At 47.8% G+C, this 24,548-nt stretch carries 22 protein-coding genes and 1 pseudogene; 7 read left to right on the top strand and 16 right to left on the bottom strand.

The genetic code is table 11. The annotated features are described in order from the left end of the window. Nucleotides 1-150 precede the first annotated feature (150 nt). Together K5Q99_RS11510 and K5Q99_RS11505 are read left to right on the top strand one after the other, a co-directional pair. The gene (locus K5Q99_RS11510) at nucleotides 151-969 is read left to right on the top strand and encodes a hydratase (protein ID WP_220776944.1); all 819 of its coding nucleotides are present in this window, start codon (nucleotides 151-153) and stop codon (nucleotides 967-969) included. A gap of 239 nt (nucleotides 970-1,208) precedes the next feature. Further along, nucleotides 1,209-2,321 carry an energy transducer TonB gene (locus tag K5Q99_RS11505; RefSeq protein ID WP_220776943.1) on the top strand — a complete coding sequence of 371 codons (1,113 nt, stop codon included), beginning with the start codon at nucleotides 1,209-1,211 and terminating at the stop codon, nucleotides 2,319-2,321. Nucleotides 2,322-2,338: 17 nt separating this feature from the next. On the opposite strand, the gene K5Q99_RS11500 is transcribed toward K5Q99_RS11505, so the two are convergent. From K5Q99_RS11500 to slyA, 7 genes are all read right to left on the bottom strand, one after another. After that, nucleotides 2,339-2,668, bottom strand: coding sequence for a cysteine-rich CWC family protein (locus K5Q99_RS11500; RefSeq protein WP_220776942.1), 330 nt, complete (start codon nucleotides 2,666-2,668; stop codon nucleotides 2,339-2,341). Nucleotides 2,669-2,969: 301 nt separating this feature from the next. Then, nucleotides 2,970-3,533: a hypothetical protein gene (locus K5Q99_RS11495; protein WP_220776941.1), complete on the bottom strand. Its 564-nt coding sequence runs from the start codon at nucleotides 3,531-3,533 to the stop codon at nucleotides 2,970-2,972. Nucleotides 3,534-4,019: 486 nt separating this feature from the next. Continuing rightward, nucleotides 4,020-5,087, bottom strand: a complete 1,068-nt coding sequence (locus K5Q99_RS11490; RefSeq protein ID WP_220776940.1) for a c-type cytochrome — start codon at nucleotides 5,085-5,087, stop codon at nucleotides 4,020-4,022. Between the two features lie 10 nt (nucleotides 5,088-5,097). Next, entirely contained in the window at nucleotides 5,098-5,724 is a 627-nt protein-coding gene (locus tag K5Q99_RS11485; protein WP_283107693.1) for a c-type cytochrome, read from the bottom strand. A 149-nt stretch (nucleotides 5,725-5,873) separates the two neighbouring features. Next, entirely contained in the window at nucleotides 5,874-6,902 is a 1,029-nt protein-coding gene (locus tag K5Q99_RS11480) for a DUF2955 domain-containing protein (protein WP_220776939.1), read from the bottom strand. Between the two features lie 164 nt (nucleotides 6,903-7,066). Next, a complete protein-coding gene (locus K5Q99_RS11475; RefSeq protein WP_106649338.1) occupies nucleotides 7,067-8,125 on the bottom strand; it encodes an HlyD family secretion protein in 1,059 nt (352 codons plus the stop codon). 8 nt (nucleotides 8,126-8,133) lie between these two features. Further along, nucleotides 8,134-8,607, bottom strand: a complete 474-nt coding sequence (gene slyA, locus K5Q99_RS11470) for a transcriptional regulator SlyA (protein ID WP_220776938.1) — start codon at nucleotides 8,605-8,607, stop codon at nucleotides 8,134-8,136. Between the two features lie 221 nt (nucleotides 8,608-8,828). On the opposite strand from slyA, the gene K5Q99_RS11465 reads away from it, so the two are divergent. Further along, complete coding sequence (locus tag K5Q99_RS11465; protein ID WP_220776937.1) at nucleotides 8,829-10,730, top strand: methyl-accepting chemotaxis protein; 1,902 nt, start codon at nucleotides 8,829-8,831, stop codon at nucleotides 10,728-10,730. Between the two features lie 56 nt (nucleotides 10,731-10,786). On the opposite strand, the gene metF is transcribed toward K5Q99_RS11465, so the two are convergent. The 3 genes from metF to metB form a co-directional block, all read right to left on the bottom strand. Further along, a complete protein-coding gene (metF, locus tag K5Q99_RS11460; protein WP_173247104.1) occupies nucleotides 10,787-11,674 on the bottom strand; it encodes a methylenetetrahydrofolate reductase in 888 nt (295 codons plus the stop codon). A 217-nt stretch (nucleotides 11,675-11,891) separates the two neighbouring features. Then, the gene (locus tag K5Q99_RS11455) at nucleotides 11,892-14,285 is read right to left on the bottom strand and encodes a bifunctional aspartate kinase/homoserine dehydrogenase II (RefSeq protein ID WP_220776936.1); all 2,394 of its coding nucleotides are present in this window, start codon (nucleotides 14,283-14,285) and stop codon (nucleotides 11,892-11,894) included. Nucleotides 14,286-14,296: 11 nt separating this feature from the next. Next, complete coding sequence (metB, locus tag K5Q99_RS11450; protein ID WP_220776935.1) at nucleotides 14,297-15,460, bottom strand: cystathionine gamma-synthase; 1,164 nt, start codon at nucleotides 15,458-15,460, stop codon at nucleotides 14,297-14,299. A gap of 212 nt (nucleotides 15,461-15,672) precedes the next feature. Here metB and metJ point away from each other — a divergent pair, with 212 nt between their 5' ends. Together metJ and K5Q99_RS11440 are read left to right on the top strand one after the other, a co-directional pair. Continuing rightward, nucleotides 15,673-15,987 carry a met regulon transcriptional regulator MetJ gene (gene metJ / locus K5Q99_RS11445; RefSeq protein WP_105251319.1) on the top strand — a complete coding sequence of 105 codons (315 nt, stop codon included), beginning with the start codon at nucleotides 15,673-15,675 and terminating at the stop codon, nucleotides 15,985-15,987. 134 nt (nucleotides 15,988-16,121) lie between these two features. After that, the gene (locus tag K5Q99_RS11440) at nucleotides 16,122-16,865 is read left to right on the top strand and encodes a sulfite exporter TauE/SafE family protein (RefSeq protein WP_113940051.1); all 744 of its coding nucleotides are present in this window, start codon (nucleotides 16,122-16,124) and stop codon (nucleotides 16,863-16,865) included. A 106-nt stretch (nucleotides 16,866-16,971) separates the two neighbouring features. On the opposite strand, the gene nrfD is transcribed toward K5Q99_RS11440, so the two are convergent. From nrfD to K5Q99_RS11415, 5 genes and pseudogenes are all read right to left on the bottom strand, one after another. Continuing rightward, nucleotides 16,972-17,919: an NrfD/PsrC family molybdoenzyme membrane anchor subunit gene (gene nrfD / locus K5Q99_RS11435; RefSeq protein WP_220776934.1), complete on the bottom strand. Its 948-nt coding sequence runs from the start codon at nucleotides 17,917-17,919 to the stop codon at nucleotides 16,972-16,974. A 2-nt stretch (nucleotides 17,920-17,921) separates the two neighbouring features. Further along, nucleotides 17,922-18,488: a 4Fe-4S dicluster domain-containing protein gene (locus K5Q99_RS11430; protein WP_220776933.1), complete on the bottom strand. Its 567-nt coding sequence runs from the start codon at nucleotides 18,486-18,488 to the stop codon at nucleotides 17,922-17,924. Nucleotides 18,489-18,500: 12 nt separating this feature from the next. Continuing rightward, on the bottom strand, nucleotides 18,501-20,783 hold the full coding sequence (gene phsA, locus K5Q99_RS11425) for a thiosulfate reductase PhsA (protein ID WP_220776932.1): 2,283 nt from the start codon (nucleotides 20,781-20,783) through the stop codon (nucleotides 18,501-18,503). A 419-nt stretch (nucleotides 20,784-21,202) separates the two neighbouring features. Further along, nucleotides 21,203-21,880 (bottom strand): pentapeptide repeat-containing protein, encoded by a 678-nt coding sequence (locus tag K5Q99_RS11420; protein ID WP_220776931.1) that lies wholly within the window; start codon nucleotides 21,878-21,880, stop codon nucleotides 21,203-21,205. Nucleotides 21,881-21,975: 95 nt separating this feature from the next. Beyond that, a pseudogene (locus K5Q99_RS11415) lies at nucleotides 21,976-22,098 on the bottom strand (SRPBCC domain-containing protein); the annotation flags it as partial. Between the two features lie 75 nt (nucleotides 22,099-22,173). Between K5Q99_RS11415 and K5Q99_RS11410 the strand changes: the two are divergent. Both K5Q99_RS11410 and K5Q99_RS11405 read left to right on the top strand, forming a co-directional pair. Next, nucleotides 22,174-22,602 (top strand): hypothetical protein, encoded by a 429-nt coding sequence (locus tag K5Q99_RS11410; RefSeq protein WP_220776930.1) that lies wholly within the window; start codon nucleotides 22,174-22,176, stop codon nucleotides 22,600-22,602. After that, nucleotides 22,589-23,692, top strand: a complete 1,104-nt coding sequence (locus K5Q99_RS11405) for a phosphoribosylaminoimidazolesuccinocarboxamide synthase (RefSeq protein ID WP_220776929.1) — start codon at nucleotides 22,589-22,591, stop codon at nucleotides 23,690-23,692. Before K5Q99_RS11410 ends, K5Q99_RS11405 begins: the two co-directional genes overlap by 14 nt. 74 nt (nucleotides 23,693-23,766) lie before the next feature. Here K5Q99_RS11405 and K5Q99_RS22730 read toward each other — a convergent pair whose 3' ends face one another. Then, nucleotides 23,767-23,892, bottom strand: a complete 126-nt coding sequence (locus tag K5Q99_RS22730; protein WP_281422436.1) for a hypothetical protein — start codon at nucleotides 23,890-23,892, stop codon at nucleotides 23,767-23,769. Nucleotides 23,893-24,548 lie beyond the last annotated feature (656 nt).

The following is a 24,548-nucleotide window of genomic DNA, read 5'->3' as shown; positions in this document are numbered from 1 at the left end:
CTTGACCCTGCGGCAGCTGATTTACTAGGAAAGCAAACATTGGCATTTCCCGCGATGGCAATAACCGAGTATATTTGGCCCATAAAATGGCTTCTTCACACACTCTCTAGGCCACTTCTTTTTAAGCGAACGCTTTAAATAGGAAAGTTAATGTTATCTACCGCCACGATCGAACAAGTTAAAACGCATATTCATGCCGCAGCCAAAGAATTAGCCGAGCGCCGCGCCGCAGGCACCAGCGGCGATTTACTGCTCCAAGAGCTGAGGCCAACTAGCTTCGAACAGGCCTTCGCCATTCAGCAAACCGTGGCTGCCATCTATAAGGCTAACAATAATCCTATCGCAGCGTGGAAATGCCTATTACCCTCGGCGGAAAAAACCGTCGTAGCGCCTATTTATCAAGCTGATGTGTATCAACAATCGGCCACTTGCCCACTCTATCCATCGACTAAAGATCTGGCCCGAGTCGAACCGGAACTCGCCTTCGAGATTGCTCGCGATTTACCACCAAGAGCCACACCTTACACAGAGGCTGAAATCGACGCGGCCTTAGGCCACACTCGCTTAGCCTTGGAATTGATCAAAAGCCGCTACCACACGCCCAGTGAAGCGACGCATTTTGATGCCCTCGCCGATGGCTTAGTCAATCAAGGATTGTGGTTAGGCCCAGTACTTAATCCGCAAAAAGATTTAGAGACCAGCCATTTCGAACTCAGCGTTAATATTGCCAATGGCGAGCAGCTGCAAAATGAAACGCTGCAAAAATCCGCCATTCATCCCAATGGTTTCCCTAAGGCGGGACTCTACTGGTTAGTTAACTTTTTATCCGCCCAAGGCATTGGCCTAACTCAAGGGCAATATGTGATCACAGGCTCCTACGCTGGCGTCCTCGATCTGCCATTGGCGCAGGTTTGTGACTTTGAATACGGCGCGCTCGGGCAATTTGCCATAACGTTCACAGCTAAGTAATTGCGGCGAGTAAAAGCACTTGCGGCTATTCGAACTCATAACGGCGAGTAAAGCGACAAAACACTGATAAATAAGCGAACTCGGTTTCAACTGGGCTCGCTTATTTTTAATCTCAGCTCTCAATTATCAATTCTCAGTTATCAGCATTCCCCCAGCATTATTAACAAAAGCCAAACCGACTTGTCCCATAGTGCACACCTATGTATCATCTAACTTCATTAATAATAAGGATATATAGAATGTCGCACGGAAAAATGCTGCCAATAGCCTGTCTTCTTGCCCTCACTTTAGGCACATCTCTTAGCGTGTACGCCTCAGAAAATAGCTTTGCCAAAGCCTATAGTGACTATCAAGCCGCCGTTGAAAAAGGCGACACTGCAAATATTGAAGCAAGCGCAAAAGCCGCTTATCAACTCGGTGAAGCTCAATATGCCAAAGACAGTGTCGACTTAGCAAATCTCGCCTTGAATTGGGCCAGCGCGATAGAGAAGCAAGTCGCCCCATACCCATTTACAGAAAAGAATCTACCCAAAACGGCTAAGGCGAATGAGTTGTATCAGCTCGCTCTGGCAAACTATAAAGTTCATTATGGCAAACAAGCGCTTGAGCTTATCGATCCCTTACTGGGCGCTGCGCAAACCGCCGTCGAAGCCAAAGATGCGAAAGAGCATTTTCTTACTGCTATCGCAATTGCGGAAAAATCCGATAAAAAGAAGCTGATCGCCGATGTAAAAATGGCAGCCTTTAACCGCTTATCCAATACAGAGCTATACACGAAAAGCGTAAGACGCTATGCCTTCGATGCCTATGATATTTATAAAGAAATATTACCAGAGAACGCCATAGACAGAGTCAAAGCAACCTATGTGGTGGGTGCCGTTGAATATGCCGAAAAGCATGATGACAAAGCGATTCCATTGCTTTTAGAAGTCGTTAAACAATTCGACGCACTCAATTTTAGTCACCCCTATGCCTTGAGTGCCCATGCGTATTTAGTCGAACTCTATGAGCGCCAAGGAAAGCGTGACGAGTCCACCGCCCACTGTATTGCTATCGGCAAAATGCGCCCTTGGGCCGACGCACAGGAACAACAACCTATTTTCCGTACCGTCCCAGACTATCCAATGTCCTATGCGCAGCGAGGTAAAAGTGGCTGGGTTCAGCTTAAATTTACTGTTGATGAGCATGGCTTCGTCAAAAATCCTGAAATTTTAGCTTCTAAGGGTGGTGCTCTCTTCGAGAAAGAAACACTAAAAATGATAGATAAATGGCGTTACGCACCTAAGTTTGAAAATGGTAAAGCCGTTGAGGCACAAACCACTGTGCAACTGGATTACACCATAAATCGATAGCTCATTACTTCAGCTCGCTATTTCACCTCATAACCTAGCCCATCGCTCACACTCGATGGGCTTTTTTCATCCTGCGTTGCAAGCTGCCCCTGACTTAAACTCTGCTTGAGTTGGCTTAGACAGGTTTGGCAAATACACGCATCGGCAGACAGTAAAATGGGGCTGATTGAATCTTGCAGCGAATCTGATGCTTGCGCTTGCAACACCGCCAAAGGCGGAAATACCTGCTGCGCGCACCAACAATCCTCAATACCCTTACCAACAATCACCGCACATTGATTCGCGCCTTGGCACAAAGGGCAAATTTGCGCAGTTTCTAACTTAGGTTCTTCCAACGGCTGAGACACGGTAATCCTTATTGCAAGATAAGTTGTTATAGCGCGGAGATCATAATAGATTTTTGCAACTCAGGCTGAGTTGTTTCCCACCAAAGCAAAGCTGCTGAGTTATGCAGCATTAATTGCCATTGTTTTCCAGTGACACGCCAACTTTGATTTAGAAATGAGTCATCCCAGAAGGCTCAACGGCGCCATATATGCCGCCAACAGTCACTTCCGTGCAAGTACTTAATCTTATTAATTCCCGAGTATACCTGCCGCTAAATTTAACTATGGATGTTTCAATAAAGTTCCTTACTTACAATTAAGTTTATGATAAATAATTTTGAATAACTTCAAAAATCACTATATATTCAGAATTATATGGGAGTCTTGCGAAACAATTATTTGTAAAAATATGAGTGTTAATTTGGTCTGAACTACAATAACCAACTTCGAGGGGAAAGTAAGTATTATTGCTTAATGGAGGTTTGAAAAATTCAATATGCCCGTCAGCACCATAGTTGCCACCGTAAAATCCTGAATCTTTGATAATTCCCGAGTACAATTCAGTCAGACTACTAATGATTTGGTTATTTCCTTTTATGTTGGCATCTTTTTTTGCCAAAGCAGGACATTGGATAAACTTATAAATCATTGTATTAGATAACACTCGCTGCCATGCAAGTGCAGCTTCTATCCAATCAATTAAGTTAATCTCCATCCCCTTGGGTTTCTGGCAGTATATATCTATAAAGGGCATGGAAACTGTATCTCCATCGTCTATGCTCCACGGCTCAGACCTAAATATTTTTAATGCATTAAATGCATAGTCTCTAAATTCTTGGTCTTCTAATTTTTCAAGAAGGCCATCAATATAAACTTGCCTAAACATTGAATATCCTTATTTTATTTGGCTTAACACACTTGGAGCTACGAACTAATTGATGAACGATTTTGAACTTATTGTTATTGGATATCTGAAATCTGGTTATTTTTGGTTCAGTTCTTTAGTCTGATCATAGCAAGAGCTATAAATCAAAGATACGCCAGTAGTTTAATAAGCCACCCATGGCTAAATTCTCGGTGTACTTTAGATCAACAGATGACACTAATGCTCGAAAGGTGAGTCATGGTGATTTGCGAGACGACCGTCCGCCCCATAGACGGGGCGGTCGAGCATCCAAGGATGGACTGGCTGCGAGTCGACGAGCTAACGCCATGAAAGCCGATACTAGCGGGCTAAACCACTAAGAGCAATCAGTACAATTGACCAATAAAAAAGCCAGCAGGCTATAGGCTTACTGGCTTTTCTGCTTTATTTATTAACTCGCTTTATTTCATCATTTCATCAAGCGAGCCCTGAATCAAAGCCGCTCAACTATGACTTCTTAGGAAAAATCGGATAGGCCTCAGTGCCTAACACTTTGCCATCGACCTCGACACCATAGTAATCGCTGTCATTATGGAATTTTTCCTGCGCTTGCTTCACATCCCCCTTGCTACGTGGGTCCTGTGGACGCTCGTGGGAGTTAATGTAAGCGGCAACGTCCCAAGCCTGTTGGTTAGTTAACTGCATACTCTTACCAAAAGGCATATTTTCATAAATGAAAAATGCGGCAGTATTGACCCTGTGCATTCCCGCTCCCCAGTTATAACTTTGAGGTCCCCACAGCGGCGGCAACGTATATACACCCGCAATCGCTTGACCTTGGCCATCGACGCCATGGCAAGTTTGGCAATGGGCGACATACACGGCTTTACCCCGTTCAGGTGAATAGGCTTGTTCGGGTTTTGGGATCTCAGGATAACCACGACCCGGCAAGTTGGCACGCTGCTCAACTGTCATCGCCTTAGCTAATGCCTCTGGTAGCGGGAAGTCTTCCCGTTTGGCACCTTTAACTAACTCGGCATCGCTCAGCTCAGGGACAGGACCACTGATATTAGCTTCATCCATCAAACCACCCATGCCTAACCAATAGGCGTAGGCAGAAAGCGCCACTAACTCAGAGCTACCCGATGCAGGAGCTTTACCATTCATCGAATAATTAAAGCAGCCTTGGATGCGTTCTTCAAAGCTACTGACTTTATTGTCTTTTTTGCGATACGCCGGATAAGCAAAATACGCGCCCCAGAGGGGTGAAGCATTGGCTTTACGGCCTGCATCCATATGGCAGTTGGTGCAGTTAAGCTCATTACCCACATACTTATCACGCAGCTGTTGGGTATTCACAAATAGCTGATAACCCAAACGCACTTTATCACCAAAGGCGCCTTCGGGAATCGCACTCAAAGGTCTAGGGACGAGATAGGTTTGATCAGCTACCTTAGGGAAAGAAGGCAGCGGAGCTTGCTTATCTGGCCGTTCTTGTACTGGCTCAGTTTCAGCGTGCGCCTGCACGGTTAACGACCCCATCGCGGCCAGTAATAACATTGCGGAATATTTCATGGCCGGCTCCTTATTTCAAATTTGCAAAGTAGTTCGCTAAGGCATCAACCTCAGCAGCGGTAAGCTTGTTAGCCACGTTCGCCATCATGCCATCGACATCACCTTTACGCGTTCCCGACTGCCATGCCAGTAGCTGAGTTTTAATGTAACTCGCTTGCTGACCTGCCAAACGGGGAAATAAGCCGCCACCTAGTCCGGAAGGACCATGGCAGGTCACGCAGGCTGGTAAACCACGTGACCAATCACCTTGGTAGGCTAAACGGGCGGTATCGTCATTAAAAACAACTTGTTCACCGCGGATAACAGGCTTGACCTCATTGGCAGGCTTTGCTGAAAAATAGCTCGACACTTGCTCAATACCGTCACCTTGGAGCGTCATTGCCATCGGCATCATGGTCGCATTTTGGCGAACGCCCGCTTGGAAATGTTGTAACTGGGTCGAGATATATTGTTTAGATAATCCCGCTAATCGAGGGCCGAGCGGTTCAACGCCCTGACCTTCTACTCCATGGCAAGATACACATAACTGTGCAGCTTGTGGGATGGCGGTTGCTCCTGCGGCGAGGGCAACCGATGCCATGGCGTAACCGCTTAATAGTGTTAAGCCTGTGGCTAATGTTTTAATTTTAATATTCATTTTCTATCCTTGAAGAGAGTTAGGCTCTAAGCATAGGAGGTTTTATTAAGTTAAGTGCTCACACGCCTAGCTGACGCTAAACGAATTCCGAGTACCTTACTACTCGGAGGGCCGAGGGACAAGCATTAAAAAAATCTAATATTAGTTTGTTAATAACCAAACCTTGTCGATTCGAAACGATTCAATAATTTATGTATCAAGTAGCACAGGAGTAATGTGCCGACAATGGCGGTGAGAATGCTGCTCACTCGATACAAGGCGCTAAAAATTAAATCGTTGCCTGGGGTCAGATACTGTCCAAACAGAATACCTAAGGTTGTCATAGCGCCAAAACCCACGCCAGAGCCACTTGCCTCTCGCACATGGGCTTGGCTAAAGATCATTAAGCCAATCCACAACAAAGGGGCGATTAAAATCAATAGTCCTGACCAATCATAGAGTACCAATTGCACGACGATTCCAAACGACACGCCCAGCAAAGTCCCTATGGCGCGCTTACGGGCATAATCGAGTGCACCATTCCAATGCATAGGAAACAGCAGCAACAAGGTGGTCGCCTGAGCCGACATCGAATCCCGTAGATCGAATATTTGGAATACCAGAAACGATGCTGTCGCTATGGTCGCGCCGAGTAACGCTTCGTGGCGCATTCTATGTGGCGCCTTAGGTCCCGGCTTGTAAGCCGCCCTAGGTTCGACATCGGGCCAGAGTGCCGTCATAGCGTAGGCGATAACAACTGAAAGTGCCGTCGCCCAAAAGTTACTGAAAACTAAGTCGTTTAAATCAACGCCGGGATAGCTAGCAAAGTGCAGCATGATGCTGAGACTGAGCACTCCGTTGGCGCCAAAGAGGAACAAACTGCCGCGGGACATGGCCGCAAAGCGATATAAAAATAGTAAAAACACGATGGGTGTCATCAGGCCGGGATGACTGCCAAACAGACCACCGAGCAGTCCAACCTCTAACCCCGCCATGGCAGAAGAGGCCAATAACTGGCGCATAGCATGGCCATTCATCACGGACACGAGTCCGAGTAGCAGCATAGGCGTCACAGTGAAGAAGACTCCATTGCTCCAACCAAACATTTTACACAGGGTAAAACCTATGGTCGCGCCAGTCGCAATCCGTAAACACTGGCGTAAATCGTTGGCCGTCAATGGGCTATGGCGTAGTAACATGCTCGTCGCCTTGTTAAGTCGATACGTAAAATGGGGATATTTAGCTGGCTTATGCTGCGCTCACACTTATGTAGCTTTGAAGCGTTAACTCAAGCGACTCACGGCAAACACACACCGACCGCGAGTCACTCACCCGTCAACAGCAATTAGTGCGAGTAGATAGGCTAGTAAATATAGTGCAGCAGGCTGATTGCTTTAATCTGCACCTTAGCAAGCAAACCAAATAGGCCGTTCTCTGGCAGCAATTGCACTGTGGCGCGCGCCCCCGCTGGCAGATCTTTCATCCCATTGCCATCCAAAATTAAGTGCAATCTGAGTCTTTGGGCATCACGTACCCAACGGTCAGACTCCTGCGGCGCCGCTAAACGGCCATTGGCATCGAATTGCCCCGCACTCACGCCCGCATCGACACTGCTCACCGTCGCCCGATATAAACGGCCAGGTTCGCCATCGAACGCAATCAAAGCGGTCGAAGAAGTATTGACACCACGCAGGCTCTTCTCGCGAAAATCGGCAATAATATCAATCTTATCCGATACCAACGCTAACAATGGTTGTCCCACGGTCGCAAAACTCCCGACTTCTAACTGCAGGTTAGTTACTATCCCGTCCTGATCGGCATGGATTTGGGTATACGACAAATTAAGCTCGGCTTGGGCAAGATGGTTTTGCGCCTGACGCACCTTAAGATTCTCTTCGCCATAACTGCCACGGCTCACTTTGAGTTTTTCTAAGCGCGCATTAGCGGCGAGCAAATTGGCTTCCGCGGCGGCAGCATCACTATCGGCCTGATCCCTTTGCTGCTGCGATACACCATGGGTGGCATACAGGGCATCGAGACGTTTAGCTTCGCTACGTTTCTGTTGCGAGGTGGTTTTGTTGGCATTAACCTCGGCCTTAGCGGCCAGCAGCGAGGCATCTAACTCAGCATTGTCTTGGCGGGCTTGCTCTAAGGCCAATTTAGCTTGCGATACTGCTAACTCATAGGGCGCGGGATCGACTTGAAACAGCAAATCGCCCTTGGCAACCGCTTGGTTATTAGTCACGGCTATGGTCTGAATTTTACCGCTGATCTGCGGTGTCACTTTAGTCACTACACGGGTCGCCATGGCTTGCGGCGTCAATGGCATCATAGTATCGGCCAGCATGAAATAGCCGAAAACCATCACAAAGGCGAACATGGCAAATTTTACTAAACGGGCAAACTGTTGATCCGGTGTCATCTTCTTTCTCACAAAATGGTGTCTGTAACCTTGGTTAATTTGGCGCTGGCGTTGTCGCTGATCAGGCTAATAATGCGTTCAAATTCGCTCAACTCTTCGGCACTGATCCCGCCTAATAACTCACGGCGCACTTGAATAATCCGCGCTTCCATTTGCTTTAAAACATCTAATCCCGCTGGCGTCAGGCTCACAATCCTTGCCCGCTTATCTTTGTCACAACAATGACGCTCGACTAGACCTTGCTCTTCTAATTGCCCTAAGGTGCGCATTAACGAAGCCAATTCAATTTCTAAGGCATCGGCCAACACTTTCTGGCTCACGCTGTCGCCTAAACGCAGTAATTTCCACAATGCCGTCCAGCGGGGATGGGTTAATCCCAAAGGCGCCAGCTCGACATCGGCCACGGTACGCCACAGTCGATGCAGACGGCCTAAATGCTCCGCCAGTGATAATTCTTTCAATCGCTCTAATTCTTTTTGCATCTTGATTACCCACTTAGTTAGCGTGCTAAGTATTATACTTAGTTAGCAGGCTAAGTAAATGTGTTCATATAAAAAATTTTCTGTGTCCTATGGCGCAAAAATGTCGCATGGGGAAACAAATAATCCAAAAGGCTGGCGCCATCTCAAATATAATCAGCCGTATCTCTATAATATTAAGAAGATAAATCAGACTGATGAAGTGAACTGGGAGGTTGGCTTTGGTGAATTTAAAAATTAGTACGAGGATTGTGGTTGGGATATGTCTATTACTGTTGGCCATGATGAGCTTTATCATGCTGCTAGTCCTGTCGGAATTCAGCAGTCAGGTGAAAGAATCTGAGCAAAGAGAACTGCATAAACTGTACGAAACTGCGGTAGCCAACATAGCCTCATCCGGTAAACTCGCACAGGCAATGGCAACGATAGTTTCACTGACGCCAGAGATCCAAAGTAACTTCGCCGAACGGGATCGCCCTGCACTCAAAGACCGTACTCTGCCGCTGTTTGCCAAGCTTAAGCAAGATTTCGCCGTACAACAATTTCAGTTTCATACGCCGCCGGCAACCTCTTTTTTACGATTACATCGCCCCGAAAAATTCGGTGATGATCTCACTACCATTCGTAAAACCATTGTGGAAACCAACACCACAAAACAGCCATTAAACGGGTTGGAATATGGTGTTGAAGGTTTAGGCATTCGCGGTTTAGTGCCCATGGGTTATCAAGGCCAACACACAGGATCCGTGGAATTTGGTATGTCCTTTGGACAACCTTTCTTCGACAGTTTCAAAGATGCTTATCAAGCTGAAATCGCACTATTATTGCCTAATGGTGCGGATTTTAAAGCATTTGGCGCCACGTTCACGCCCGATATTCAGGCCATAAGTGAACTCAATAGCGTGATGCAAGGCAATGAAGTAATTCGCACTATTAGCTTAGAGGGCAAAACCTTCGCTTTGTATCGCCACGCCATAAAAGATTACTCGGGACAAGTCTTTGGGGTACTGAATATTGCGATGGACAGAAGCCATTCAGAGCAAGTCATGGCGGATATTCGCCTCAAGTTGATCCTCATCGGTTTCGCTGCAATGTTAATCGGCACTGCCATTGCTTGGTTTATTGCTAAGGGCATTACCCGCCCAATAGCAGAAACAACCCAAGCCATGAATGACATCGCCGAAGGCGAAGGCGATTTAACCCGTCGAATTACCATAACGAGTAAAGATGAAATCGCCGAGTTAGCGCAGGCATTTAACCGTTTTGTGGAGAAAATCCACCACACAGTAACTCAAGTGTCTGATGCCACGAGTTTACTCGCAACCTCTGCTGAAGAAATGTCGAGCATTACGCGGGAAACCCAGAAGATGGCGAGTCGTCAACACCTCGAAACAGATCAAGTTGCCACCGCAATGAATGAAATGGCCGCAACGGTACAAGAAGTTGCCCATAACGCAACCGATGCGGCCGATGCCGCCAATCATGCCAATGACTCAACCGAACAAGGCAAATTAGTTGTACAAAAAGTGGTAACCACTATCGCAATATTAGCCGAGGAAATAGCCACAGCAGCAAGTGCAATCAATGAATTAGAGCGTAATACCGCTGAAATCGATTCTGTGCTTGTGGTTATCCGTAACATTGCCGACCAAACTAATTTACTCGCACTCAATGCGGCAATTGAAGCCGCAAGGGCGGGAGAACAAGGTCGAGGATTTGCAGTCGTTGCCGATGAAGTACGCACTCTGGCGAGCCGCACTCAAGCATCTACGACAGAAATTCAGCAGATGATCGAAGCGCTTCAGCATAAAGCTAAGTCCACAGTCAATGCGATGGAAACCAGCACCCGCACCACCCAAAGCTGTGTATCCCAAGTTCACCAAGCAGGTGAGGCACTCGAAGCCATTACCCATGCGGTTTCCACCATTAGCCAGATGAATATCCAAATCGCCAGCGCGGCAAATGAGCAGTGTGCGGTTTCAGCAGAGATTAATAAGAATGTTAATAACATCAATGACATTGCAACTAATGCGACAGATAGTGCGGTACAAACTGCACGCGCTGGCGATGAGCTTGCCCAACTCGCAGTCCGTTTAACAACTTTATTAGCTCAATTTAGAATTTAAACAAAACAAAACGCCGCATTCTCTGCGGCGTTTTTATTAGCTTATTTTATAAAGTTTTACTTAGGACGCACGCCTAACGTATGGCAAATCGCGTAGGTCAATTCGGCGCGGTTTAGGGTGTAAAAGTGGAAATCCTTCACGCCTTCACGTGACAACACCTTAACCATATCAATCGCTACGTTTGCACCCACTAATTGGCGTGTACCGGCATCGTTTTCTAAACCATCGAATTGCTTATGCAGCCAGTTAGGTAGCGACACATTGGTCATGCCCGCAAAACGTTTTAACTGAGTAAAGTTAGTCACAGGCAAGATGCCCGGAACGATTTCAACGTCGATACCGGCGGCAACGCAGCGGTCACGAAAACGCAGGTAAGATTCCACATCGAAGAAAAACTGGGTAATGGCACGGCTAGCGCCCGCATCAATCTTACGCTTAAGGTTGATCAAATCCGCCTGTGCATTACTCGCATCGGGATGCACTTCTGGATAGGCCGCAACGGAAATATCAAAGTCAGCCACAGAGCGCAGTAAACGCACTAAATCCGCCGCAAAACGGGTTGGCTTAGGGCTGCCTGCTGGTAAATCACCCCGCAGTGCCACTATGTCACGAATGCCCGACTTCCAGTAATGCTTAGCCAGTTCTAACAGCTCTTCATCACTGGCATCCACTAAGGTTAAGTGCGGCGCGGCAACGAGGTCGGTTTCCTGTTGAATACGCTCAATCACGCCATGGGTGCGGTCGCGCACACCTGAGTTAGCACCGTAAGTCACAGACACAAACTTAGGATTCAGCGGCTCTAAACGACGGATAGAGTTCCACAGGATTTGTTCCATTTCGGGGGTCGATGGCGGAAAAAACTCAAAAGAAACATTAATATCGCCATTAAGCTCAGACAAACTCTGGTTCAGCGATTGTGAATGTTGTGCGTGATGAAAAGCCATGTGTATTTCCTCAACCGCCCTTGGCGCTACTCTTTGCTAGTATGAATTCGTTCAAATGGACGTTTGGACGTCTATATGTCCATATGCTAGAGAAACTGAGATGTAAGTCAAGCCAAAAAATGCCCATAAACCGCATTTAATCTCGGTTAATTCGATAGATTTATTCTAGCCAATAAAAAAGGACTCGAAGGAGTCCTTAAAGAAGCTTGATATCGCGTTATTCCTGCAGCAGATCGCGACAGATCTGCGTCAGATCCGACTGCACCGCTGCCGCTGTCACTTCGCGTCCGGCGCCCGGCCCACGGATGATCAACGGATTGCCTTGATAGAAGGCACTGCGGATCACAAACACGTTATCGCCGGGGGTCAAATTAGCGTAGGGATGATGGGCATCAATCCATTGCAAACCGACTTCGGCTTTAAGCTCTGGGCCGCTGTTGTCTAAGGATGCTACGTATCTGAGCACCTTATTTTGCTCCGCCGCCGCACCATATTGTTGCAGTAGATCGGCATCTAACTCGGCAATGCGGGCAAGAAACTGATCTAAGGGAATATCGGCCAAATCGGCTGGCACTAACGAGCGTAATTCAATATCTTCAAGCTCGATTTCAAGGCCAATTTCACGAGCCAAAATAAGCAACTTACGCTGCATATCACGACCAGACAGATCGTCGCGGGGATCGGGTTCAGTAATACCTAAGCCTCTGGCTTCAATCACTAATTCTGAAAATGGCTTGCTGGTATCGTATTTTTCAAATAACCAACACAGGGTGCCAGAGAAAATCCCGCCCACGGCTTCAACGCTATCACCGCTGTTACGCAGATCATTTAGCGCATGTTGAATAGGTAAGCCCGCGCCGCAACTGGCGTTATAGCGCCAAAATAAACGACGATTACCCAGTTGCTGCTTTAACTCACGGTAGAAAGGCAGTGGACCCGAGCCCGCAAGTTTATTCGCGCTCACCACATGAATACCGCGCTCGAATAGCTCTGGATATTGCAGCGTCAAACTGGCACTGGCACTGATATCTAAGGCCACCAGCTCATCGCAGTTAACCCGTTCTAATTGCTCGAACAAGTGCTCGTACTGCCAAGGTGTTGCCTCGGTATTAAACTCAGTCTGCCACGCGGCAAGATTAATCCCTGTGGATTTAATCAAAGCTTTACTCGAACTGACTAAACCGACTAACTCAACACTGGCTTCGAGTTCATGGTCCAATGATGATGAAACCGACTTAAACAAATCGACCCAAGCCTCACCGATATTACCCACACCGAGCAGCAGGACACCAATGCGTTTACGCGGCCCAGCGCAGCGACGATGAACCTTTTGGGTTAACAAATTCACCTGCGACTGGGGCACTAACGTCACTAAACTTAAATCGCCACTGAACAAAGGTTTAGCATCACGGCTCAGTAAACGGGCGAAGCTGCGGCGATAATGCTCGGCATCGGCACTGACTAATGCGACTAAGCCGAGATCGGTATTGATCTGCTGATCGCTGATCCCTAAAGCTTCTGCCTCGGCATCGAGCAATCTTTGCACTTGTTTTTGATTTTCAGCGGTATAGGCAAGCTCAACCCTTTGGTGGGCAGAGGTCCAATGGGCCAATGGCGTTAAACCCGCGGCGATCAATAGATCTAATAAACGAGTTAATTCGCCCGTAAGCTTAAAGCCGAACAGCACGACTGCATTAAGGTTAGTCACCACAGGTGCACTCGCCGACGAACTGTGGGGCGCGATTAAGGTAAAGTCAGTGTGGGATGCATAACTTGAGCGTACCGCTAAACTCACTTCGGTATTAAACAAAGGCTGCAGAGTGCGCGAATGCAATACTGGCGAGCCTAAACGCGCTAGGCGATCGGCTTCGGCAAGTGACATGCTTTTCAGTAACTTGGCATCGTTGATTTTATTAGGATCGGCGTTGAACACCCCTTCCACATCGGTCCAAATGGTCACGCGCTCGATATCAGCGAGACTCGCAATCAGGCTGGCACTAAAATCTGAACCATTACGGCCAAGTAATAGGGTATCGCCATGCTCGTTAGCACAGATAAAACCAGTGATCACTAAGCGTTCATTGGGATGCGCGGCTAATAGGGCTTGTACTTTAGCGCGGGATTCTTGTACCCGAATTTGTGGCACAGCGGCTTCATCGGCCACTAAAATTGAACAGGCATCCACATGGCTTGCCGCCACGCCAGATTCGCGCAGTAGCGCCGCCATTAAACGTGCCGACCAACGTTCGCCAAAGCTCACCACATGGTTGATTTGGTATTCGTTGCGCTCGTCTAAGGACAACAGGCTGATGAGTTGCGCTTTATCAGTGGCCAAACGCTCACGCAGATCGCGGGCTTGTTCATTCGACAACAACTGCTCAATCAACCCCTGTTGGTAACTGATCAGCACTTGTAATTCTTCTTGCCATAGCTGACCCGCATCACGCAGCGCTAATAATTTATACAGGAAATTCGTGCTTTTACCCGCCGCAGAGACCACCACGAGATCATCACTATGACCGTGGGTTAATAGGATATGGGCGACTCGGCGATAACAATCGGCATCCGCTAAACTGGAGCCACCAAATTTATGTAAGTGACAACGTGCCATCTATTATTCCTCTACTGACAAGCCGCAACGGCGGCTAATCCTGCTTGAATATCTGCAACTAAATCGGCGGCATCTTCAATACCCACCGATAGACGCAATAGGGTGTCCTTAATACCAGCCTCGAAGCGCGCCTGCGGCTCCATGGCTCTGTGGGTCATAGTTGCGGGCACGGCCACTAAACTTTCGACGCCACCTAAACTTTCCGCCACGCTAAATAAGCTGAGTGCACCTAAAAAGGACACCACTTCGGCCTCGCCGCCTTTGAGTTCAAAACTCAGCATAGCGCCAAAGCCCTGTTGTTGCTTGGCCGCAATGGCGTGGCCTGGGTGATCCGCAAGCCCTGGGTAATAGACTTTACTCACCACAGGGCTTTGCGTTAATACCTCAATAATACGCTGGGCATTGGCTTGATGCTCGCGAATACGCACCGCTAAGGTACGCAGGCCGCGCAGGGTCAGATAACTGTCAAAGGCTGACCCCGTTAAGCCTAGAGTGTTCGACCACCAATGTAAGCTTTCGCCGATTTGCGCGTCTTTGGCGACCACTGCACCGCCGACCACATCGCTGTGACCATTGATATATTTAGTGGTGGAGTGGATAACGATATCCGCGCCTAACAATAGGGGTTGTTGCAATATCGGCGATAAAAAGGTGTTATCGACCACCACCAGCGCGCCGACCTCATGGCTCGCCTTAGCAATGGCTTCGATATCCACCACACGCAATAACGGGTTCGATGGGGTTTCGAGCCACACCATCTTAGGATTCTGCGCAATGGCGGCGGCTAACGCTTGGCTGTCGGTTTGGTCGGCCACAATGAGCTTAAACTGGCCTTTCTTCGCCAAGTTGGTAAATAAACGGTAGGAACCACCATAGCAATCATGGGGCACAACTAATAGGTCATCGGGGCCGAGCAAAGTAGTCACTAAGGTGATGGCCGCCATGCCAGTGCACGTCACTATGCCAGTGGCGCCCTTTTCTAATTGCGCTAATGCTTCGCCTAAAATGCAGCGCGTTGGGTTGCCTGAACGACTGTAATCGAATTCGCGGGGATTTTTATGACCATCGAAGGCGTAATTAGTCGACAAATAAATCGGTGGCACAACTGCGCCATATTGAGTATCGCTTTCGATACCCTGACGCACTGCCAGTGTGGCTAATTGACGCTCTGCCATGGGTGGACTCCTAAATTCGATAGACTGATAGAGATGTCTGGACGTCTAAATGTACCTAAGCCCAACGCCATCGTCAATAGGCGTGAAGACGTTTAGACGTCTGAACATAAAGAAATCTGTTTGCAATCACAAAGAAATAGTAGCAATAATTTGACTGTTCTTTGTAAGGGTTTAAAATCTGCCCCGAATTTAGCGTTATAACAGGTGAGTCAATGACTGAATGGAATGGGGAATACATCAGCCCCTATGCTGAACATGGCAAGAAGAATGAACAAGTAAAAAAAATTACTGTGTCTATTCCGCTCAAAGTGCTTAAGGTCCTCACGGACGAACGTACTCGTCGTCAGGTCAATAATTTGCGTCACGCCACCAACAGCGAGCTGTTGTGTGAGGCATTTTTGCACGCCTACACTGGCCAGCCATTGCCCAACGATGAAGATCTGTCAAAAGACAACCCAGACAGCATTCCCGCCGAAGCCAAGTTGTTGATGGATCAAATGGGAATCGAGTGGGAAGACATGGAATAGCGACTCGTCGCTTTCAAAGTCATATCACAGTGCTCATCAATAGGGATCGTTAACGATCCCTTTTTGTTTATCCCCAAGCGACTTCAAACTTTAAATTTCACCATCTTGAGTTGGTTTGGGATATAGGAAATCCTATGTTTTCTATGATAGATCCACAGACACTCGCCTTAGCCTCGCTGGTCGTGTTTCTGGGCGCATTAACCCAAAGTCTTATTGGGTTTGGGCTTGCGGTTGTCGCCAGTCCTTTGCTGTATATCGTCGATCCACAACTTGTACCTGCGCCTGTTATTGCTATGGGTTTCTCCATCGCCCTGCTGACCTTAGTGCGTGAACGCGGTCACTTAGAATTCAATGGCTTGCAATATGCGCTCCTAGGTCGCGTGCCCGGCGGTTTTATCGGCGCAAGTCTGTTGCTGTTTGCGCCTCAACCCATACTCGGTTTATCCATCGCCGCCATTGTGACTGTCGCAGTGATCCTCAGCCTGTATAAATTCAGCCTGCCAGTGAATAAGAAAACCCTCTTCGGTGCGGGCGTGGTTTCAGGGATCTTCGGCAATATCGCCGCGATTGGTGGCCCACCGATGGCGATTTTGTTGGCAGGCAAAGATGCCTCGCAGTTTCGTGCTGCCCTGTCGGCCTTCTTCATTTTTAGCTCCATGATTGCACTGATCATTTTAGCGATCACTGGCTTATTAGAATTAAAACATCTGTGGCTGTCGTTGATGCTGCTCCCCTCAGTGATTTTAGGTTACTTAGTCGCAGGACGATTAGTGGGCCGTGTCGATAAAGAGAAGACAAAGATGGCGACGCTAGTCCTGTGCAGTATCAGCGCCTTAGTGCTAACGGTGAAGTCAGTTATCGAATTATTACCCCAATAAGCGTCCTGCTTGTACTGGCAAACCTTCTCAAAATTCAAACAATAAAAAAGCACTGACATTGCCAGTGCTTTTTCTTTATCTATCAATATGTAAAGCCAGCTTACACTCAGCTTAAGTAGCTTTGGCCCGCATACACAATAAAGTGTCTTAGCGCGAGCACGCCGGTTAAGCTGGCACAGGCCACCATAATCGTTGCACCCTTAGTGTGGCGAGTCGCAGCGGGAAGCAGCATAAACAGCAATGGAATCCCAAAACCAATCCCCACGACACCAATCCAGAACACGCTTGCCCATAACCCAGACGTTAACGATGCTAAGGCCGCAGCCGCCGCGCCGCCCTTGAAGTACAAGGCGCAGAACAACATGAACAGGAACAGAATTTCAATCGCCATCACAGGCAATTCTAAACCGTGCATCTTCACTAAGGTTTTGTCGTGGCTGTCAGTCTTAAACATCAGCAACGCCAGTACCGCGTTTGCCGCAGCGCCCGCCGATAGACCCGATACTAAAAACAGCGCAGGCAGTACCGCAGTGTTGAGCATAGGATAGGCATTCATCGCCGAAATTAAGAAGCCAGTGTAAGCCCCTACGCCAATGGCAAGGACAAACAACAATACTTCAATCAGCTTTCTAAATGGCATAAGTAACTTAGCGATAGGCGTTAAGAAACCCAAACCCCACTTTGGCAAGTCATCCCGCAGCACAATAATGGCGTACGCAAAGGCTAAGGGTGAATACGCCAGCAGCGCCAGCACCCCGATTGCCATCACAGACTGGAAATTATAGTGAATTAAAATCAGCCAGAAGTGAAATGGCTTTGTTAAATCAAACACTAAGCAAGCTAGACCTAAGCTAATCGCCACAGGCCCAATAATGGCCGCAGCCTTAAGAATGCTGCTTTCGGCTCCCGCGTTGAGTTCCTTATTCGCCCAGCGTAAACCAATGCCAATCAGTAAACTGCCCGCAGATAACCCCGCCATAAACAGGTAAACGGCGATGACCCAGTGCCAAGTGACAGGATCATATTGCGCCATGTCGCCCCAAGTATTGTTCATAATCAAATCCCCCCTCTTTTGGTAGGAACGCGATATACCCTAGGTTTAGTGCCTAAATGGGTCTTATCTTGGTAAGTGATCTTAGTGTTGAGCAGTGTGGCCACTTCACTTTGTGGATCGTTAGCATCGCCAAACACTAAGGCATCGGTTGGACACACAGTCACACACGCTGGCTCTTCGCCCCGTGCTAAACGCGTATCCTTACAGAAGTTACACTTGTCAGCCACTTTGGTTTCTGGGTTCATAAAGCGCACTTTATAAGGGCACGCCGCCACGCAGTACATACAACCCACACACTTGTCGCCGTGGATGGAGACAATGCCGTCTTCACCCACATAGGCCGCGCCTGTTGGGCACACCTTAACGCAAGGTGCATCTTCACATTGCTGGCAAGATACCCTGTGATATTTGAAATGCAGATTAGGTATCTCACCAAAGGGGCCTTCCACACGCACTTGCAGACGAGTTACGCCTTCGGGTACGCCATTTTCACTGCGACACGCCACGTTACAAGCTTGGCAGCCGATGCACTTATTCTCGTCGTGCACCATTACATATCGTTTATTCATTTAAGCCTCCGATTAGCGCTTTGCCAGCGTGACGCCCGTGGTGTGCACTGTCATGCCACACACAGGAGCAGTAACGTGCGGCAGTAAGTTACCGCAGTGGATACCTTTGCCCGTTGCTCTGACCAACTCTTTGTTTTTAGAACCAAAGCCCATGTAAGCAAACACAGTATCTTGGCGAATGCCCGGCGTGACTAAGGCATGGCCTTCTTCTGTGCCAACACTGCTGGTGAGGCGGATTGGGTCGCCATTGCTGATGCCTAATTTGCCCGCAGTAACGGGGTGAACCCACACAGCGTTATCCGACATCAGGTTAGCGAGCATAGGCACATTGTGGGTGGCGCCATTGGTGTGCACCGCCACTTTGCCTTGGATAAAGTACAGCTCATCTGCTTTTTTAAGATTCACTTCGCGGAACTTGATCACCCCACGGCCCGGTGCCATGGCTTCGACTTTCGCGGAAGTGAGTTCAATCTTGCCACTCGGGGTTTTAAAGGTGAGTGCACTGGCGTAAGTGCCGTCTTCATCGGCAGGTCGCGCATTGGGGTATGCCTTAATAAACTCGGCAACCATCTTAGGCTCGCACAACATAATTGGCTTACCGAAGCTCACAAAACCTTCGTCTTTGATACGGCGCAGCAGGTCAGTGTCGCGGTTCACCTGCAGCATTTGCAGGGTTTCCATGTTTTCCCATGGATAGAACTCGCCAAGGCCCATAGCCACACCCACATCCTTAAAGATCTGCCAAGAAGGCTTAGTATCACCTAAGGTTTCAACTACCCGTTGGCGCACATAATAGGCCGGATTTTTACCTGACTTATCAGCAATTTCTTCATCACGTTCAAGATAAGTTGACTCAGGTAAAATCACGTCCGCATAGGCGGCGGTTTCGCTGATATACACATCACACACGGCGATAAAGTCGAGCTTTTTCATCGCTTCAACAACGCGCGCTCTGTCTGTCATGGTTTGCATTGGGTTAGTGCGTGACATCACCCAGCCGTGTAACTGGTAAGGAACAGCGCTTAACGTGGCATCGAGAATAGTTTGGTAAACGCCGCCCGATGTCCACATCATGGCGTACTGTTCTTCCACCTGATCGATACGTTTCGCTGCTGGTTTTGGCATGTCTTTCACGCCAGGTTTGGCCAATACGGGCGCAACTGCTTCACCGGCAAGCTTGTTGTAATCACCGGGTTTCTGGCCGATATAAATCCCGCCCTTACGCTCAATATTACCAATCAAGACGTTGGCAGCGTACAGGGCGCGGCGCATCTCAAACTCTTCGGTGGTAAAGGTGGCTCTGTGACCAAAATCGACCACGGCATGGGGCGCTTTAGCGGCATATTCGTGGGCGATGCGGCGAATGTCTTTGGCAGGCACATCGGAAATGGTTTCGGCCCATTCAGGGGTATAGGCTTTCACTTCGGCGGCAAAGGCTTCGAAGCCTTCCACATAGCGCGCGACAAATGCCTTGTCGTAAAGATTATCTTCAATCAATACATGGCATAACGCCAAGGCGACGGCCACGTCGGTTCCGGGGCGAATGGCATACCATTCATCGGCTTTATCGGCCACGACGGAGAATCTTGGCTCGAACACCACCAGCTTGGCACCTTTGTCCATTTGCGCCGCCATCATGCCGCGGGTTTCGGACATATTGATGCCTTCGTACAGGTTATGGCCGAAGTTAATGATGTATTTAGAATTACTTAAATCACGTTTGACCTTAGTACCAAAAATAGCCTTAGCGGCAATTTCATAACCACCAGGGCAAGTCGACGCGTGGGTAAAGGTATTTGGACTACCAAAGGCGGTCGCAAGGTGAAACAAATGCTTTTCTTGTGAGCCAGATTTTGACGAGAATGCCACGGCCTCTGGGCCATGTTCTTTTTTGATTTTATTGAGGTTTTCGGCGATTAATTGATAAGCCTCATCCCAACTGATCTCAGCCCATTTGCCTTCGCCGCGCTCACCGACCCGCTTTAACGGTTTAACGATACGCTGTGGATCGTACAATAAACTATGGCCTGCGCCGCCACGGGCACACACTTTACCGCCAAAGGATTTAGCGGCCTTGTTGCCACTAATGAAGACGTTTTTGCCCTCAATCACCCGAGCCGAAATCGGGCAGCGAGTCGAACACATTTCACAAATACTGGCAATGTCTTTGCCCATGCCCTTTAGCTGCTTATTCTCTAATGCCGCTAAGCTGCCCGGCAGCAGACTGGCCAACGCACAGGTGGCGCTGCTCGCTCCCGCTCCCTTTAAAAAGGTTCGCCTATTAAGCTCAATCATGGTTACCTCCATCACGCTCATCCCACCCGTCAGTCGCCATTTGTGGCGCCATCGAGCAGAGGTTTGCTCACTGATTTGATTACTTTTTAGTTATAAAAGCGTAAAAACAGCGCCGCTATATCTTCAAAACCAGCATCCGCTGAATACACTGCTCATCCACAGAGATTGTTATCCCGAAAGAGGTAGGTGGGTATTGTGGTAAACCACATGGGGAAGCTCGGTGTGATCTACAGCAACTAAAACCTAAGACTGACGCTGAAATACGTGAATAAGATCAATAGGTCTTAAAATACGGGCAGAAAAAAGCCGCCAGCTTTGGATACTGGCGGCTGAGAAGAAAACTGACATTTCAGTCAATTGCGATAACCCTAGCAGGATAAGAACATCGCGCTAGCGGGCGCAAACTGATTACAATCGCATTAATCCATTAACTCTATATCAAGGCAGTTGAGCAGACGTATCGCTTCGTCGCGGCTAAACTTAGCGCCTTTGATTTTATTGTTAAAAATGTCGATATCGTAATTGGATGCCTCGCTGAAATCCGCCTCCAATAATTGAGTTCGGCCAAACAGACTATGACTAAAATCCGTGTAGGTGAAATTGGCTTGATTAAAACTGCCCTCGCGAAAATCGACATCGTGGGCCTTGCACTCTTCGATGATGATTTCATCGAGGGACAAACCTAAAAATGAGCAATCATTTAAGATGGATTGCTTAAAGGAAAAGGGCGCGGCAAAGGATAAACGTGACCACGCGGCGCGGGTCCAATCGATACCGACTAACTTACATTCTTCAAACTCCACCCCACTGAACTGACACTGGGGCACTTTCACTAAACTTAAGTTGCAGCGTACAAAACGGCAATCGATAAACTTGCACTTACGGAAAGTGCTCTCACTAAAATGGCAATCTTGAAAGCAACAATCCTCAAACTCTATGCCCTGTAGCTCTTGGGCTAATTCCGACAAACCATTGAACTGTTTTGATAAAAAACTATTGCCCTGCAAAGCCGCACTTGAGGCTAATTGCGATGGCACGAGTTGCGATGGCGCAAGCTGCGATTGTGTAAGCTGTGGCACTTCTTTCTGTGATGACATAACACCTCTAATCCTGCCCAATCCCCAACAATATGATAATGCAGGGCAATTGGGCTAGGTACGACCTAATGTTGACTCTCCGATAGGGGCGCCTGCTAGAGAGTCGCGACGAGTTCCTCAAGCTGATCGGTCGCCTTAGACCAACCCTGATGAAACCCCATATCCTCATGATTCTGCCTATCTTCGCTATTCCAATGCAGCACCCGCGCAGTGTACTTCCCTCCATTGGATATTTGGCTTGATGGTCTTGTCGGCTGCAGCTACGTCATAAGCTCGCACATCAGCAAAGAACAATGCAAATAGCCGTGGCAAATTTCGTCAATAAAGGTAAAATGTCGCCACTTTTTCGCGGCAGTCTAGCACAAGGTTCTCTCGGATTAATGGTTAGCATTTTCGAGCAAAATGGCACGGGCCCAGCCCGCTTTAACAGACCACTTTCACTGTGGTGCCAACCTTGCCCTGCGTTTGTTCCATCCCTTGCATTATCTCCTGCTGACACAATTCAAACACCGCCCGAAAATACCCCTTTTGCTGTTCAAGATTTAACATCAAATCCCGCAAACTGGCTGAACGCTTTACGCCCTAAGCCACGCGCGAATAATAAAGCGGTTGCAATAAATCTGGCTGTTGCTAACGCCATAGTCCATCTGCAAACCGACACTTATAAAAACCTTATCCCTACACTCTCTATCCTAAGGAATACTCGTCATGAGTCTTGCTGATTCCGTACTTGCCATCAATAACGATTTGCCTATCCGCTCCGACAGCCCAGTCCACAGCGGCAAGGTTCGCAGCGTTTACTGGCTAACCGACGCCGACAGCCGCCGTTTAATTACCACTAAAGGTTATAACGTCCCCGAAGATACTCCGCTCGCCATCATGGTGATCAGCGACCGTATCTCGGCCTTCGACTGTATCTTCCACGGTGAAGGCGGCCTCAAAGGCATTCCCGGTAAAGGCGCAGCATTAAACGCGATATCTAACCATTGGTTTAAACTGTTCGCCGAAAACGGCCTAGCCGACAGCCATATTTTGGATATCCCGCACCCGTTCGTATGGATAGTCCAAAAAGCTCGCCCTATTAAAGTCGAAGCTATTTGCCGCCAGTACATCACAGGCTCAATGTGGCGCGCTTACTCAAAAGGCGAGCGAGTATTCTGTGGCATCACACTGCCAGAAGGCTTAGAAAAAGATCAAAAGCTCCCTGAGCTGTTAATCACCCCATCGACTAAAGGCATTTTAACTGGCATCCCAGGCGTGCCCGCCCAAGATGACGTGAACATCAGCCGCAGCGACATCGAAGCCAATTACCAAGCCTTTGGCTTTGAAAAGCTTGCAGATATCGACCTGTACGAGAAGCTGTTAAAAGATGGCTTTAAAGTGATTTCTGCCGCGCTGGCGAAACTTGACCAAGTGTTTGTCGACACTAAATTTGAGTTCGGCTATGTCACCGATAAAGATGGCAATTCAAAACTGATTTACATGGATGAAGTCGGCACCCCAGATTCATCACGTATATGGGACGGCGGCGCCTACCGCGATGGCAAGATTTTGGAAAACTCTAAAGAAGGTTTCCGCCAGTTCTTGCTGAATCATTTCCCCGATCCTGATGTGCTGCTCAACAAAGACAGAATGCCAGAGCGTGAAGCCCTCGCCCGCGACAATGACCTGCCACTTGAGGCCATGATGCAAGTGTCACGTACTTACACTGGCGTTGCCGAGAAAGTGACTGGCGCGGCGATTCCACTGCCAGCGAATCCAAAGGCAGATATCATTAAGATCCTACGGGAAGAGTATGATCTGATTGTTTAATCAGATTTTGGTTTTTATCAAAACTTAAATAGAAAAGGCGCTTAGGCGCCTTTTTGTTTAAGTCATTCACAAACTTAACCAATACATCGCTGATAATTAAGCACTGTCATTCCAGTGACACGCCATGAACTCATCCATGAGGGCTCGACGACGGCATCCATGCCGTCAACGGTCACTTCCATGCCAATGCTTAATCCCACCAACTCTTCAGTTATCTGTATGCCTTTTCACAAGCATACACTTTGCAAATTTAACAATAGGTGGCTCGTTAAATTTTTGCCGTAAACAATGTTGGTATTATGGTCAAACTTCCAAGTTCAATGCCTACTAGAAACCAATTAAATGGTAGTACAGTTAATTGTATTTTTTTGCTTTTTAGCTTTTTTGTAGTAATATCAATCGCAACTGGTTATTAAATTACACACAATAATCGTATAATAATTTCCAGCTTGATATATTAACTTTTATTATCTCGAAGTCTCAATTGGATGCGAAATAGAATTGTATGTCTAAAAATAAGAAAGTTTGCGTGGTTTTAGGTAATGGATTTACAATTGACTTTATAAACTTTGTCTCTAAATCATCATTAAGCATATGGAACAACATTGATGTCAGCAATCTTTTTTCACATGGAGGTTATTTAAAATGGCCATCTAATAAAAACCCTGGGTTCCTATCAAAAAAGTATACCCCTCACTTATGGGAATTAGGTGCGCGCCCTTATCTAAGCAGGGTGAGATCGTGAATGTATTTTAACCGTTTTGAACCCAATTTGACGAACGGTATCGATTATGATCTTATGCTCTCTTTTTCTTATAGAGAACATCAGAGCATGTACCTTGAAGCCTTCACGTCT

The organism is Shewanella hafniensis, assembly GCF_019655335.1.
In the GTDB taxonomy this organism is placed as follows: Bacteria; Pseudomonadota; Gammaproteobacteria; order Enterobacterales; family Shewanellaceae; genus Shewanella; species Shewanella hafniensis.
This window is presented reverse-complemented; position numbering and strand designations above follow the sequence as displayed.

Excerpts from the sequence above, each read along its gene's own strand:
- slyA (WP_220776938.1), bottom strand. The coding sequence starts at position 8,607 with ATGCAAAAAGAATTAGAGCGATTGAAAGAATTATCACTGGCGGAGCAT.
- metF (WP_173247104.1), bottom strand. The coding sequence starts at position 11,674 with ATGGCTTTTCATCACGCACAACATTCACAATCGCTGAACCAGAGTTTG.
- nrfD (WP_220776934.1), bottom strand. The coding sequence starts at position 17,919 with ATGAACAATACTTGGGGCGACATGGCGCAATATGATCCTGTCACTTGG.
- K5Q99_RS11420 (WP_220776931.1), bottom strand. The coding sequence starts at position 21,880 with ATGTCATCACAGAAAGAAGTGCCACAGCTTACACAATCGCAGCTTGCG.
- K5Q99_RS11510 (WP_220776944.1), top strand. The coding sequence starts at position 151 with ATGTTATCTACCGCCACGATCGAACAAGTTAAAACGCATATTCATGCC.
- K5Q99_RS11480 (WP_220776939.1), bottom strand. The coding sequence starts at position 6,902 with ATGTTACTACGCCATAGCCCATTGACGGCCAACGATTTACGCCAGTGT.
- K5Q99_RS11475 (WP_106649338.1), bottom strand. The coding sequence starts at position 8,125 with ATGACACCGGATCAACAGTTTGCCCGTTTAGTAAAATTTGCCATGTTC.
- K5Q99_RS11430 (WP_220776933.1), bottom strand. The coding sequence starts at position 18,488 with ATGAATAAACGATATGTAATGGTGCACGACGAGAATAAGTGCATCGGC.
- K5Q99_RS11495 (WP_220776941.1), bottom strand. The coding sequence starts at position 3,533 with ATGTTTAGGCAAGTTTATATTGATGGCCTTCTTGAAAAATTAGAAGAC.
- phsA (WP_220776932.1), bottom strand. The coding sequence starts at position 20,783 with ATGATTGAGCTTAATAGGCGAACCTTTTTAAAGGGAGCGGGAGCGAGC.
- K5Q99_RS11485 (WP_283107693.1), bottom strand. The coding sequence starts at position 5,724 with ATGAATATTAAAATTAAAACATTAGCCACAGGCTTAACACTATTAAGC.
- K5Q99_RS11405 (WP_220776929.1), top strand. The coding sequence starts at position 22,589 with ATGAGTCTTGCTGATTCCGTACTTGCCATCAATAACGATTTGCCTATC.
- K5Q99_RS11410 (WP_220776930.1), top strand. The coding sequence starts at position 22,174 with ATGCAAATAGCCGTGGCAAATTTCGTCAATAAAGGTAAAATGTCGCCA.
- K5Q99_RS11505 (WP_220776943.1), top strand. The coding sequence starts at position 1,209 with ATGTCGCACGGAAAAATGCTGCCAATAGCCTGTCTTCTTGCCCTCACT.
- K5Q99_RS11455 (WP_220776936.1), bottom strand. The coding sequence starts at position 14,285 with ATGGCACGTTGTCACTTACATAAATTTGGTGGCTCCAGTTTAGCGGAT.
- metB (WP_220776935.1), bottom strand. The coding sequence starts at position 15,460 with ATGGCAGAGCGTCAATTAGCCACACTGGCAGTGCGTCAGGGTATCGAA.
- K5Q99_RS11440 (WP_113940051.1), top strand. The coding sequence starts at position 16,122 with ATGTTTTCTATGATAGATCCACAGACACTCGCCTTAGCCTCGCTGGTC.
- metJ (WP_105251319.1), top strand. The coding sequence starts at position 15,673 with ATGACTGAATGGAATGGGGAATACATCAGCCCCTATGCTGAACATGGC.
- K5Q99_RS11490 (WP_220776940.1), bottom strand. The coding sequence starts at position 5,087 with ATGAAATATTCCGCAATGTTATTACTGGCCGCGATGGGGTCGTTAACC.